This is a genomic window from Azorhizobium sp. AG788 (assembly GCF_004364705.1).
Taxonomy (GTDB): domain Bacteria; phylum Pseudomonadota; class Alphaproteobacteria; order Rhizobiales; family Xanthobacteraceae; genus Azorhizobium; species Azorhizobium caulinodans.
This window is the reverse complement of record NZ_SOBM01000004.1, coordinates 1-12,878: the sequence shown is the minus strand read 5'-3', so window position 1 is coordinate 12,878 and position 12,878 is coordinate 1. Positions and strand designations below refer to the sequence as shown.

Below are 12,878 nucleotides of genomic sequence, written 5' to 3'. Positions count from 1 at the left end.
TTTCCTTTTGAGAAACCGATATTTGCGCCGCGTCAAGGCGGTGTTTTGATCGCTCTTTACGGTAAAGTCGTGTCGCTAGACGCGGTTTTGAGAGAGCCTTCCCCATGATCCGGGACATTCTGGTCAACCTTTCCCTCGGCAGCGAGCGCGATCCCGCGGCCGTTTATGCCGCAAGCCTTGCCGCCGCCTGCAAGGCGCACATCACCGGCCTTGCGGTGAGCTACGAGATTGACGTGCCGCCCTTCTACATGGGCGCCCTCCCCACCGACTTCATCGACCAGCAGATCCGCGAGAATGAAGCGGCGGCGACCACGGCTGCGGGCGCCTTCACGGCGCTCGCCCGCGAGCACGGCCTCTCCTACGACGTGCGCACCCTCTCGGGCTCGCTCGGCGATGCGGCGGCGGCGGTGGGCGACCTGTCCCGCCTCTATGACCTCACCGTGGTCGCCCAGCCCGATCCGGACCGCCCCGGCCCGGAAGAGGTGCTGGCAGAATCCGCGCTCATGGATTCGGGCCGCGGCGTGCTGGTGGTCCCCTATGTGCAGAAGCCGCCCTTCTCGCTCTCGCGGGTCGTGGTGGCCTGGGACGGAAGCCGCGCCAGCGCCCGCGCGCTCGCCGAAAGCCTGCCGCTGCTCCATATGGCCGACAGCCGCGTGATCTTCTCCGTGCGCCGCTCGGAGAACGAAGAGGCGACGCCCAACGCCGCCGATCTGGAGCGCCATCTGGCGCACCACGGCCTTTCGGCCGAACTGCGCCACCTCACCATCGGCTCCGGCGAAAGCATTTCCTCGGCCATCCTCAATGAAGTGTCCGACCAGGGCGCCGACCTCGTGGTGATGGGGGGCTATGGCCATTCGCGCGTACGCGAACTGGTCTTCGGCGGCGTGACCCGCGACATCCTCGGCTCCATGACGGCGCCGGTGCTGCTCGCCCACTGAGGCAGCAAACGAAAAGCGGCGCCGTCCCAAGGGAGGCGCCGCTCTTTTTTTCAGGCCAAAGGCGCGAAGAGGATCAGTCCTCCTCGTCCTCGCTCTTGCGGGCGCCGCCGAGCTTGGCGAACACCGTCTCCAGATCCAGCGAATCCTTGCGGCCGGAGGACGGCGCATCGTCCTCGTGGCGCTGGGTGGTGACGTCCGCCGGCAGCAGGGTCGCGCCACGGTCCTCGGAGGCGAGCGCCGCGGGACGATCCTTCGCCGCGCGCTGCACCTCAAGATCGAGGTCGATCTGGCTGCACAGGCCGAGCGTGACCGGATCCATCGGCGCGAGCTGGGCCGAATTCCAGTGGGTGCGGTCCTTGATGGACTGGATGGTCGCCTTGGTGGTGCCCACGAGGCGGATAATCTGCGCGTCCTTCAGCTCGGGATGGTTGCGCAGCAGCCAGAGGATGGCGTTCGGCCTGTCGTGGCGGCGGGACACCGGCGTGTAGCGCGGGCCCTTGCGGCGCTTGGGCTCCGGCAGGCGGACCTTCGATTCCTGAAGCTTCAGGTGGTAATTCTGGTTCTTCTCGCCCTTGTCGATCTCTTCGCGGGTGAGCTGGCCGTTGGCGATGGGATCGAGCCCCTTGATGCCCTGCGCCACTTCGCCGTCGGCGATGCCCTTCACCTCGAGGGGGTGAAGTTTGCAGAAGTCGCCGATCTGCTCGAACGTGAGCGCCGTGTTCTCGACCAGCCACACGGCGGTCGCCTTCGGCATCAGCGGGGTGTTGGACATGGCGGCAGCCTCTTGGCTTTTTCTTGGAAAACGCGGGCGGCGGACAATACGGCTTCCCTTTGGTCCGCCCCGGTTCCCCGGAAAGCGAGCCACGGAGCTTCAGAATGTCCGGGATGCCACAACATAAGCCTTCGAGCGGCGCGATGCAAATGCTGCCGCGCGCCCGGCGCCCGCGCGAACAGGCGCGGTCGATTCGGGGGCCGGCGGGCGGGGGAAGAGCCCATCCCTTCCATTCTGGAGGTAAGGCGGACAGACATGCGCCTGGGGAAGGGGTCCGATCCATCACATTCCGCTCTGGAATGGCAAAATTCATTCTGCGTTCAGATGCCGCACCGTGCTGCGGCAAAATTCTTCGGGCTTTCGAGCCGGGAAACCACTTGTCAAAGCCTCCAATATGGTACATTCCCAATGCGTCCGGCGCGCAGGGTTAACGCGGGCCGGGAGGTGGTGGGGACCATCGGGGACGAGCAAGGCGGAGACGCCGTTTGCAGCCCCTTCTGGAAAACGCCGGCTGTAGCCGACGAACCCTACAACCCGACATGTTGCGTTGAGAGGAAGCCGGACAGGCTAAAGCGCGTGTGAAGAGCCGAGGGCTTCATGTCACATGGCCAGCCTCGTGCAACCTAGAGAGTATTGCTTAAGCGTACCATCAAATTTCCGAGCCGTCTTTTCGGCGCGGGAACTTGCAACGACAAGAAATGTTTGAAGCACGCATGACGTTTTAACCTTTTGGGTTGAGTGTGGCGACGTTCGCTTGATGGGTTGAGCGCGGTCGCCGCAAACTGGGGAGCGGGAACGATGTTGGCGCCGAAGACGAGCCTCGCCGACGAATTGCGGGAAAAGGAAATCGGCGTTGTCGGCCATTTCCTCGACGGTTTCATTTCGGAAGCCCCCCGTTCCGCCGTCGTCACCGTTGGACTCGGTGCCGCTTTGGTCCATTTCCAGGGTGTTTTCTCCCCGATGATCCTGGCGGCGTCCCTCGCCGTCGGTCAGATCGTCAGCGCCGCGCGCGGCATGTCCAATTTCCTCGAGGCGCGCGCCAATGCCCGCAGCTTCGACCAGCCCCGCGTGCAGGCCTACCTGCGCCGCATGCAGGAGCATTCCCGTGACGTCACGGTCGCCGCGAAACGCGGCACGGCCTGGATCGTCATGTATCCCGGCAGCCAGCATGTGGAAGCGATGAGCGAGGTGGAGTACGCCCGCTTCAAGAGCCAGTGCATCGCCGCCCGGGCCTCCATCAATGAAGTGCGCGTGGTGCGCCGCAAGGTGTCCAACACCCGCATCCGCAGCGGCTTCACCTTTGCGCCGGAAGAGCGTCGCATCGCGGACATCACGCCGCCCAGCAACCTGCGCTACAGCGCCTCGCGCTTCCTCGCGGTCGGCTCCGGCATCACCGAGGAACCCGCGCTCGGCAGCGCTGCAGCCCCCGTCACCGCTGCGCCCGAGGCTGCGGCCCGCGCCTGAGTGGAGGCTGCCGGGGCCATCCCTGCCCGGGCGCCCGCTTGACAGGATGTGCCCTGCCATCCCATGTCCCCGGTGAACACCGGGAACACCCATGTCCGCTCAAAAGCCCCCTCTCCGCATCCTGCTCTGCGCGCCGCGCGGCTTCTGCGCCGGCGTGGTGCGGGCCATTGACGCGGTGGAGCGCGCACTCGCGCTGCACGGTGCACCGGTCTATGTGCGGCATGAGATCGTTCACAACAAATATGTGGTGGATGGCCTGCGCAAGAAGGGCGCCGTCTTCGTGGAGGAACTGGACGAGGTGCCGCCCGGCGATGCCCCCGTCATCTTCTCCGCGCACGGCGTGCCCAGGTCCGTGCCCGAGGCAGCGGCCGCCCGCAACCTCTTCGCCATCGACGCCACCTGCCCGCTGGTGACCAAGGTCCATCGCGAGGCGCAGCTGCACCACAAGAAGGGCCGGCACGTGCTGCTCATCGGCCATGCCCGTCATCCGGAAGTGGTCGGCACCATGGGCCAGTTGCCCGAGGGCGCGGTGACGCTGATCGAAACAGCGCAGGATGCCCGTACCATTGCGCCGGCCGACCCCGAGAATCTCGCCTATGCGACGCAGACGACGCTGTCGCTGGACGACACGGCGGAGATTGTCGCCATCCTGCGCGCGCGCTTCCCCACCATCGCCGTGCCGCACAAGGAAGACATCTGCTACGCCACCACCAACCGCCAGGAAGCGGTGAAGAAGGTAGCGCCGCAGGTGGACGCCATGGTGGTGGTGGGCGCGCCCAACTCCTCCAATTCCCAGCGCCTGCGCGAAACCGCCGAGCGCGAGGGCTGCGCCGTCTCGGTTCTGGTCCAGCGCGCGAGCGACCTCGACTGGTCGCGGCTGTCGGAGCTGAAGAGCCTCGGCATCACCGCCGGGGCCTCAGCGCCCGAGGTGTTGGTGGAAGAAATCATCGACGCTTTTGCCGAGCGTTACAACGTGGATGTGGAAACGGTGACGGCCGCGCAGGAGGATGTGTTCTTTCCGCTTCCCCGCGCGCTGCGCGAAGATGCGGCGGAGTAGAGCGTGGCGGTCTATACGGACGTTTCAGCGGCGAGCCTTTCGGATTATCTCGCCGCTTACGATATCGGCACGTTGGTTTCGTATCACGGCATCGCGGAAGGCGTGGAAAATTCCAACTTCCTCGTCCAGACCACGACCGCGAGCTTCATCCTCACGCTCTATGAGAAGCGCGTCGATCCGGCCGACCTGCCCTTCTTCATCGGCCTGATGCAGCATCTGGCGGCGAACGGCATTTCGTGCCCGCAGCCGGTGGCCATGCGCGACGGCACCATGCTCGGCACCCTTGCCGGCCGCCCCTGCGCCATCGTGACCTTCCTGCCCGGCGTGTCCGTGCGCAAGCCCACCGCCGCCAACTGCGGACAGCTCGGCCGCGCGCTGGCGCAACTGCATCTTGCGGGTGCGGGCTTCGAGATCACCCGCCGCAATGCCCTTTCCGTGTCCGGCTGGCGGCCTTTGTTCGAGGCGGCGGGCCAGCGCACCGATACGGTCCATCCCGGCCTTGCGGCGATCATCGCCGAGGAACTGACCGCGCACGAGGCCCACTGGCCCGCCGCGCTTCCGGCCGGCGTGATCCATGCGGATCTCTTCCCGGACAACGCCTTCTTCCTCGATGACACCCTCTCCGGCATCATCGACTTCTACTTCGCCTGCAACGATCTCTTTGCTTATGACGTGGCCGTGTGCCTGAACGCCTGGTGCTTCGAGGCGGACGGCGCCTTCAACGCCACCAAGGGCCGGGCGCTGCTCGCCGGCTACCAGGCGGTGCGTCCGATGGAAGCCGCTGAGGTGGAGGCCCTGCCCCAGCTCGCCCGCGGCGCCGCCCTCCGTTTCCTGCTCACGCGGCTGGTGGACTGGCTGAACGTGCCCGAAGGCGCCCTCGTGCGCCCCAAGGACCCCTTGGAATATCTGAGGAAGCTGCGCTTCCACCGGGCCGTGGCCAGCGCCCGCGACTATGGACTTGCCGCATGAGCCGGGTGGAGATCTGGACCGACGGCGCCTGCTCGGGCAATCCCGGCCCCGGTGGCTGGGGAGCCATCCTGCGCTCCGGTCCGCACGAGAAGGAACTGAAGGGCGGCGAGGCGCTCACCACCAACAACCGCATGGAGCTGATGGCCGCCATCTCGGCGCTGGAGGCGCTGAAGAAGCCCTGCGGGGTCGATCTTCACACCGACAGCGAATATCTGCGCAACGGCATCACCAAGTGGATGTTCGGCTGGAAGCGAAACGGTTGGCGCACCGCCGACAAGAAGCCGGTGAAGAATCAGGACCTGTGGGAGCGCCTCGACGCGGCGCTTCAGTCCCACGACATCGCCTGGCACTGGGTGAAAGGCCACGCGGGCAATGAACTGAACGAGCGTGCCGACCAGCTCGCCCGCGACGGCATGGCCCCCTTCAAGATGGGTGGCCGCGTCGCCTGAGTTGAGGGCACACCTCGAAGAAGGGCCGCCGGCGATGCCGGCGGCCCTTCTCGTTTCACCGGAGTGGACGTTTCACTTGCCGCGCTTGAAGGTGTTCCAGGTCTTTGTGATGACCCGCTGCACATCCTGCGGATTCGTCGTCACGGTGAACAGCAAAGCGAAGACTTCCGGCGTCGGATAGATGGCCGGATTGTCCAGAACCGCCTTGTCGATGAACTTCTGCGAGGCGAGATTGCCGTTAGCGTAGGAGATGAAGTTCGAGTTCTTGGCGGCGATCTCCGGACGCATCATGAAATTGATGAAGGTCAGCGCCTCATCGATATTCTTGGCATCCTTCGGAATGGCGAAATTGTCGAACCACATCAGCGCGCCTTCCTTCGGCAGCGCATAGGCCACGGGCACAACCTTCTTCTTGGTCTTCTTGGCGGCTTCCTCGGCGCGGGCCTTGGCCTGGAAGACGTCACCCGACCAGCCCACCGCCAGACAGATGTCGCCGCGTGCCAGCGCGTTGATATAGCCGGAGGAATCGAACTTGCGGATGAACGGCCGGATCTTCATCAGCAGTTCGCCGGCCTTGGTGATGTCCTCCGGCTTCTTGCTGTCCGGATCAAGCCCCAGATACCGCATGGCGGTAGGAATGATCTCCTCCGGGCCGTCCAGCATGTAGACGCCGCAGTCCTTCAGCTTGGAGAGGTTCTCCGGCTTGAAGACGATGTCCCAGGTGTTCATGGGCACATCGCCAAGGCGCTGCTTCACCATGTCCACATTGTAGCCGATGCCGGTGGTGCCCCACATGTAATTGACGGCATATTCATTGCCGGGATCATAGACGGCGAGCCGCTTGGTGATCTCGGGCCAGGCATATTGCAGGTTCGGCAGCTTCGACTTGTCGAGCTTGATGAAGACGCCGGCCTTGATCTGGCGCTGCATGAAGGAGCCGGACGGCACCACCACGTCATAGCCGGTCTTGCCGGCGAGCAGCTTGGTCTCCAGCACCTCGTTGCTGTCGAACACGTCGTAGCGGACCTTGATGCCCGTTTCCTTCGTGAACTCCTCCAGCACGCTCTCGTCGATATAGTCCGACCAATTATAGACGTTCACCACCTTCTGCTGCGCGAGTGCGGGACCGGCGACGATCGCCGCAGCCCCCAGCACCGCCGCAAGAACGAACCGGCGCATCTTGTTCTCCCTCTGGTCAGGCAGGGCGGACCCGCCCCCCGATTCAGAAGGCTATTGCGGCAGCGCGAAAGGCTCAACTCCTGCGCATGGGCAGAAGGTCACGCGCCCGCGCGCCGGAGCCCGAGGGCGGCGGCGCATCGGGCGGGGTGAGCGCGGCGATCATGGTGATGAGCGGCGGCGAAGAGGGCTTCGCGGGGCCCATCTCCCCGGCGGTCGCCCGCTCCAGAAGGATGAAGAAGCCGGCCACGGCGAGCGCGATGACGAGGAAGATGCCGAACAGCGCCAGCGAGATGTTGCGCGCGACCCGCGAGACGGTGAGGAAGCCGAGCGAGCCGGCGATGATCGACAGGATGAGAAAGAGCGCGGCGTATTTCAGCATGGCGGCGGCTCCGCTTGGAGTGTTCTGCCGCTCCAACACCGGAACGCGCCTTGCGTTCCACCCTACCGCCGCCCGTTAACGATTTTGTCCTCAGCGGCTGTTGAGCCAGGTCCGGATCTCGACCTTCAGACGGCGGAAATCCCAGAAGGCCGCGCCCACAACCACCAGCGGTACCAAAGCGAACGTTAACGAGAGGCCCGCGCTCCAGCCCATGGCGTTGCGCAGGAAATCATAGGCGAAGTAGGCGGTGACCAGCGTGACCAGCGCCGCGATGGCGAGATAGGCCTTGTTGGTCAGCCGGAAGACCCCGTAGCCGACGCCGGCCGCGATGACGAGCGCGATCAGCAGCGCCCAGCCGTAGCCGAGTTGGAACTGGCGGGCCAGGAAGGTGCCGCCCGAGAGGCAAAGCAGGAGGAGCGCAGCGAGCAGCAGGAGGCCCGCCCGCAGCCGCAGGATGGTTCCGTCTTTGTCGTGCGCCTGCGGCATGCTCATGATCGCCCTCCCGAATGTTCTCGATCATAATGCCGACATCGTTTCGCCGCTCAAGGCTGATCACTGGGAACATGACGTAAGGGCGCCGCCCGCCGGAACCGGAGCGGGCAGGCGGAGGTTCTCCGCGCTGGGAGACGAGACATGGGCCGCACGCTGGTTGTGTTGAATGCGAAGGCCGGGACCCTGATGGATCTCGGACCGAAGACCACCGCCGAGGCCGTGGACAAGGCCCTCACCCGGCCCGGCCGGGACGTCACCGTGGTGCTGGCGGAGGGCAAGCAGATCCCGGGCGCCGTCCGCTCGGCGATCGAGGGCGGATACGACACGCTGATCGTCGGGGCCGGTGATGGCACGGTGAGCTATGCCGCATCGGTGCTGGCCGGCAGCGACGTCGCGCTCGGCGTGCTGCCGCTCGGCACCATGAACCTGCTCGCCTACGACATCGGCCTGCCGCGTGACCTGCCCGGCGCGGTCGCGGCACTCGCCACCGCCAGGCCCATGCGCGTGGACCTGACGACGCTCAACGGTCGCGCCTTCCATGGCGTCTCTGGGGTGGGCTTCTTCTCCCAGATGGCGCTCGCCCGCGAGCAGGTGCGCGAGCAGCGCGGCCGCATCTTCGGCTGGCTGTGGGCGCTGTGGCGCGCGGTATTTCGTTCCGGCCGCCTGTCGCTGGAGATCGAGATCGACGGCCGGCGCGAGCCCATTGATGCCTATGCCGCTCTCGTCACCAACAATGCCTTCGATGCGCCCGGCTGGCACCGGTCACGCCTCGACACCGGGCTGCTGGAAATCCACGTGGCCGAGGAGCGCGGCGCGCTGGCGCGGTTGAAGGCGGGTGCCGACCTCATCGTGGAGAACTGGCGCAACAATCCCGGCATCCGCTCCTTCCAGGCGCACACCGTGACCATTCACGGGCTGAAGCGGCGGCGCGCCTGGGTGGCGACCGACGGCGAAGTGTCGCGGGAAACGCTGCCCTTGCGCTATGAGGTGCGGCCGAAGGCACTGACGCTGCTCATTCCGGAGGCCGCGATCCAGTGGGCGGAACGCCCCGACGGGGCTGCCAGCCCGGCGGCGGTGGCCTGACGCCGCCGCGCCTCTTCCCTGGGTGATCCGGCCCTTCCGGGGCCGGCAGGCCCTCAGCGGGGCTCGATCTCATAGACGATGGACACCTGCGCCCGCACATCCATCTCACCGGACTCCACTGGCACGGCGCGCGCCTCGGCCTTCATCGGCATCGGCGCGGGCAAGGCGAGATAATTGTCGCCACCGCGCGGATCGATGCGGCGGATGCGGACCAGCCGGACGCCCGCGGCATCGGCGATCTGCTGCGCCTGCGCCTGCGCATCCTTCACCGCAGCCACGCGGGCCTGAAGCTGCAGCGGCGACGCATCGGCCAACTGGAAACTGAGGCCGCTGGCCTGGTTGGCGCCCGCCTGAACCACCTTGTCCAGCAGGCTCCCGACGAGCGCGAGGTCCCGAACCGTCACGGTGACGGCGTTGCGCACCTCATAGCCCACCACCTTCGGCGCCTCGCGGCTGTCCTTGCCCGGCTGGGAATATTGCGGCTGGACGGACAGGCCCGAGGTGCTGATGTCCTTCGGTTCGACCCCCGCATCCTTGATGGCGGCGATCACCTGCTCCATTGCCTTGGAATTGGCGGCGAGCGCCTCCTCGGCCGTCTTGCCGGCCGCGACGACGCCGGTGGTCACCATCGCAATGTCCGGGCGCGCCGAGGCCCGTCCCTGCCCCACGACGGTGAGCGTCGAGCGGGCAAACTCCTCCGCCTGTGCCGTGGCGCCCATGACGAGACCTGCCGTCAGCACCGCAGCGGCCACAGCCGCATTCCACCTGGGCGCAATCCGCATCCAATTTCCCCCGGCGACCGGCGACCTTCCGGCCGCTCGCGCATCTGCATGTCCAGTGATGGGCGCTTATGGCGGGCATTGGTGAAGACTTCGCCAAGCCGCCGCACCCCGCCCCACGGGCAGCTCACGAAAGCCCCGGAAGGCGGCGCTTATGGGGCAGCATGGCCCTTGTCCCCATCCCCGCCGCCGAGACGGGCGGCCTGCCGAAAGGCGGCGCGCACTTTGCCGCCGCCTGAGCGACAATCGCCTGATTCGGCAGGGCGAGGGGCGGCATGCGGTGGTTTCCCAAGGCGCGGGTGGAAGCGCTGAGCGACGGCATCTTTGCCTTCGCCATGACCCTGCTCGTGCTCGACATCCGCCTGCCCGCCGACCTGCCGATCACGAGCCCGCAGGAGCTTTCCGCTCAGATCTTCGGCCTCTGGCCGCAGGCGCTGACCTATCTCATCAGCTTCTTCGTGCTCGGCGCCCTCTGGCGCGCCGGCATCGAACTGCGGCGGGCGGAGGAGACCATCGCCGGGGGCTTGCTGCGGATCTGGCTGGTCTACCTCTTCTTCATCACCGCCCTGCCCTTCTCGTCCGCCCTCGTCGCCCATTACGGGCACATGGCGCCGGCGGTCTGGCTCTATGCGGGGCACATGGCCATCCTCGGCCTCCTGACGCTGCCACTGACCCACTTCGAGGTGGCCCGCGGACAGAATGCGATTATCGCCGCCACGCGCCGCCGGATGCTGCTCTTCATCGCTTCGGCGGTGCTGGCGGCGGTCATCGCCTGCTTTTCGCCGCGCCATGCCCTGTGGGCCTTCGGCCTCAACATCCTCGACCGCCTCCGGCCCGCCCCCCGCTCCGAAGGCCGGCGCCCCGGCTAGAGCGCGATCCGACCAGATGGAACCGCCACGCGTTTCCATCTGGTCGGTGAATAGCCCTCTAACTTCTTGAGTGGAGACGGATTCACCGAGCACATTGAAACGCCTGTGTTTCAATGTGCTCGATCCGGCTTTAGACCGGCACGGGGACAGGACGACATCCGCGACGCCGCCGCGCTGCCGTCCTGCCGATGGACGACCCGCCGTCCCCAGTCTCGCCGGCGAGGCAGTTGTCCATCGGCATCAAGGTTGCTAGGAGCAAAGCGGTCGGGGCCTGTAGCTCAATGGTTAGAGCTGACCGCTCATAACGGTCTGGTTGGGGGTTCGAGTCCCTCCGGGCCCACCAAGTTTTCATCCTTGGTGGTTCGTGACAGTCCGCAGCCGACCGAGGATTTCCTTCTAAAACAACGCCCCATCGGCCGTTGCGGTTCACTGGCGACCGAAGCGGCCCGCCTGAGGCCGGAAATTTTGTTGGTACCAGCGTTGGCATCTTCGCCGCCGCAGTGGCAAAATACCAACATGCCACTGACCGACACAGCCATTCGAAACGCCAAAGGTCGCGACAAGCCCTACAAGCTGTCTGATGGAGGCGGCCTCCATTTGCTGGTGCGACCCGATGGAGCGCGCTACTGGAGGCTCGCCTACCGCTTCGCCGGAAAACAGAAGACGCTCGCCTGCGGCGTATACCCGGCCGTATCGCTGGCTGATGCCCGCAAGCGACGAGAGGCAGCCAAACAAGCCTTGGCTGCGGGAAATGACCCGAGCCAGCAGAAGCGCGTTGAAAAACGGGTGACCGTCCTGAACTCCAGCCGCACCTTCGAGGCCATAGGCCGCGAATGGTTCGAGCTGAAGCGTCCCGCCTGGGTTTCGTCCTACTCCGACCGCCTCATGAGCAGGCTTGAGGCCGATATCTTTCCCCCACTGGGGCGCCGCCCGCTCGCGGAAATCGAGCCACAGGACGTGTTAGAGGTGGTCAGAAAGGTGGAGGGTCGCGGCGCCGTCGAGTTGGCGAAGCGCGAGATGCAGGTCATAGGGCAGATCTTCCGCTATGCCATCGCAACCGGCCGTGCAGCGCGCGATCCGACTCGGGACCTCGTTGGCGCCCTGAAGTCGCCGGGACGGCAGAGGCACCATCGCTCGCTCTCCCAAGACGACCTCCCGGAATTCCTGTCGGCCCTGGCTACCTATGACGGCGACCCGCGTACACGGCTCGCCCTGAACCTAATGGCGCTGACGTTCGTGCGCACAACCGAACTGCGTGCAGCCGTATGGTCGGAATTCGAAAACCTCGATGGCAAGGAACCTCTGTGGCGGATACCCGCAGCGCGGATGAAGATGCGCTTCGAGCACCTGGTTCCTCTCGCCCCCCAGGCTGTGGCTATCCTGAAGGCGTTGCGACCGCTTTGCGGGGCAAGCCCCTGCCTGTTCCCCTCCCCCAGCAAGGAGGGCTTCATGTCGAACAACACCATGCTCTTTGCGATGTACCGCATGGGCTTCCACGGCCGGGCTACCGTTCACGGGTTTCGAAGCCTCGCATCCACGTGGCTCAACGAGAGCGGCTACCCCTCTGACTGGATCGAGCGCCAGTTGGCCCATGACGAGCGCAATGAAGTGCGTGGCGCCTACAACAGCGCACAATATCTACCTGGGCGCAGGGAAATGATGGCGGCGTGGGCAAATCATCTAGACGCCGTAGGTAGCAATCAGCGCCTTGCTGGTCCGACAGGAAAGTAATTACGGCGCGCCTCGCGCGCGGGTGCACGTGCGCGTGAAGCCAATATGTGAATGGCGGGGATGGCGTCACAGATGAGCACGGACGAACTTGGACGTGCTAAAGTCCATCTCAAAGCAAAGCTTACGAGAGGCCCAGATGGCTTCGCATCTCCATAATGAATCCTGGCAGCTTCACACCGCTCTGGCATGGGTCCTAACGCGCGATGACAATTTCACCGCCCGAGCCACGCCGGCTTCGCTTGTGCCCAGGCTCCCCGCCAACACCGAGAATTACTATCCTGAGCCCGTAGACCGGGCATGGCGTGCTCTGTGGAGCGCTTTGGCGGGAATGTCTACACCGCGCATCCGGGCCATTGGCAATGCTGCCGGTGACGCTCGGACGGAACTGTCGGCAGCGGTCATGGAGGAATTAGACTGGCATTTTTGCAAGGCGACAGGAGAGGTACAGCTTCGGACCAGAAGTGACCGACCTCCTTATCCATCAACCCAGAGGGTCTACAGGGGCGTCCATGTAGACACCCGCGAGGTCAAAAAAGTCTTCGAGGCGGAGGCGCCGGCCATCGGTGCCTACTTTGATGTGACGGGTTGCATTGACCTGCCCCTCTTGAGTGGTCCGGCTTGAGTCTAATGCATTGTGGGCCTGTTGGGCGCATTTGATGTTGGCGGCACCTGCGGCACGATAACGGCCGGTGCCGGAGGCTTGTAGCCGAGCGCGGA

General features: G+C 65.5%; 14 protein-coding genes and 1 tRNA gene. 9 read left to right on the top strand and 6 right to left on the bottom strand.

Annotated features, from left to right (window positions below; all coding sequences use genetic code 11):
- Window positions 1-104: 104 nt before the first annotated feature.
- Window positions 105-938 (top strand): universal stress protein, encoded by an 834-nt coding sequence (locus tag DFO45_RS10740; protein WP_012169999.1) that lies wholly within the window; start codon window positions 105-107, stop codon window positions 936-938.
- 73 nt (window positions 939-1,011) lie between these two features.
- Here DFO45_RS10740 and DFO45_RS10735 read toward each other — a convergent pair whose 3' ends face one another.
- Complete coding sequence (locus tag DFO45_RS10735; protein ID WP_012169998.1) at window positions 1,012-1,710, bottom strand: cell cycle transcriptional regulator TrcR; 699 nt, start codon at window positions 1,708-1,710, stop codon at window positions 1,012-1,014.
- A 798-nt stretch (window positions 1,711-2,508) separates the two neighbouring features.
- On the opposite strand from DFO45_RS10735, the gene DFO45_RS10730 reads away from it, so the two are divergent.
- From DFO45_RS10730 to rnhA, 4 genes are all read left to right on the top strand, one after another.
- Window positions 2,509-3,174 carry a hypothetical protein gene (locus DFO45_RS10730; protein WP_043879048.1) on the top strand — a complete coding sequence of 222 codons (666 nt, stop codon included), beginning with the start codon at window positions 2,509-2,511 and terminating at the stop codon, window positions 3,172-3,174.
- A gap of 91 nt (window positions 3,175-3,265) precedes the next feature.
- The gene (gene ispH, locus DFO45_RS10725) at window positions 3,266-4,231 is read left to right on the top strand and encodes a 4-hydroxy-3-methylbut-2-enyl diphosphate reductase (protein WP_133864859.1); all 966 of its coding nucleotides are present in this window, start codon (window positions 3,266-3,268) and stop codon (window positions 4,229-4,231) included.
- Window positions 4,232-4,234: 3 nt separating this feature from the next.
- A complete protein-coding gene (locus DFO45_RS10720) occupies window positions 4,235-5,200 on the top strand; it encodes a homoserine kinase (RefSeq protein WP_133864858.1) in 966 nt (321 codons plus the stop codon).
- Entirely contained in the window at window positions 5,197-5,649 is a 453-nt protein-coding gene (gene rnhA / locus DFO45_RS10715) for a ribonuclease HI (RefSeq protein ID WP_133864857.1), read from the top strand. Before DFO45_RS10720 ends, rnhA begins: the two co-directional genes overlap by 4 nt.
- A 72-nt stretch (window positions 5,650-5,721) precedes the next feature.
- Here rnhA and DFO45_RS10710 read toward each other — a convergent pair whose 3' ends face one another.
- The 3 genes from DFO45_RS10710 to DFO45_RS10700 form a co-directional block, all read right to left on the bottom strand.
- Window positions 5,722-6,828, bottom strand: coding sequence for a polyamine ABC transporter substrate-binding protein (locus DFO45_RS10710; RefSeq protein WP_012169993.1), 1,107 nt, complete (start codon window positions 6,826-6,828; stop codon window positions 5,722-5,724).
- Between the two features lie 73 nt (window positions 6,829-6,901).
- Window positions 6,902-7,207: a DUF1328 domain-containing protein gene (locus DFO45_RS10705; RefSeq protein ID WP_043879047.1), complete on the bottom strand. Its 306-nt coding sequence runs from the start codon at window positions 7,205-7,207 to the stop codon at window positions 6,902-6,904.
- A 90-nt stretch (window positions 7,208-7,297) separates the two neighbouring features.
- Window positions 7,298-7,699 (bottom strand): hypothetical protein, encoded by a 402-nt coding sequence (locus tag DFO45_RS10700; protein ID WP_245518029.1) that lies wholly within the window; start codon window positions 7,697-7,699, stop codon window positions 7,298-7,300.
- Window positions 7,700-7,840: 141 nt separating this feature from the next.
- Between DFO45_RS10700 and DFO45_RS10695 the strand changes: the two genes are divergently transcribed.
- A complete protein-coding gene (locus DFO45_RS10695; protein WP_133864856.1) occupies window positions 7,841-8,782 on the top strand; it encodes a diacylglycerol kinase family protein in 942 nt (313 codons plus the stop codon).
- 53 nt (window positions 8,783-8,835) lie between these two features.
- On the opposite strand, the gene DFO45_RS10690 is transcribed toward DFO45_RS10695, so the two are convergent.
- Entirely contained in the window at window positions 8,836-9,564 is a 729-nt protein-coding gene (locus DFO45_RS10690) for an SIMPL domain-containing protein (RefSeq protein ID WP_133864855.1), read from the bottom strand.
- Window positions 9,565-9,836: 272 nt separating this feature from the next.
- Here DFO45_RS10690 and DFO45_RS10685 point away from each other — a divergent pair, with 272 nt between their 5' ends.
- The 3 genes from DFO45_RS10685 (at window position 9,837) to DFO45_RS10675 (ending at window position 12,161) form a co-directional block, all read left to right on the top strand.
- Entirely contained in the window at window positions 9,837-10,430 is a 594-nt protein-coding gene (locus DFO45_RS10685; RefSeq protein ID WP_133864854.1) for a TMEM175 family protein, read from the top strand.
- Window positions 10,431-10,697: 267 nt separating this feature from the next.
- Window positions 10,698-10,773: transfer RNA gene (locus tag DFO45_RS10680), tRNA-Ile, on the top strand.
- Between the two features lie 14 nt (window positions 10,774-10,787).
- On the top strand, window positions 10,788-12,161 hold the full coding sequence (locus tag DFO45_RS10675; protein WP_245518086.1) for an integrase arm-type DNA-binding domain-containing protein: 1,374 nt from the start codon (window positions 10,788-10,790) through the stop codon (window positions 12,159-12,161).
- Between the two features lie 481 nt (window positions 12,162-12,642).
- Here DFO45_RS10675 and DFO45_RS25095 read toward each other — a convergent pair.
- Window positions 12,643-12,878: hypothetical protein (locus DFO45_RS25095; RefSeq protein WP_208299776.1), on the bottom strand; the 236-nt coding region annotated here is incomplete at its 5' end.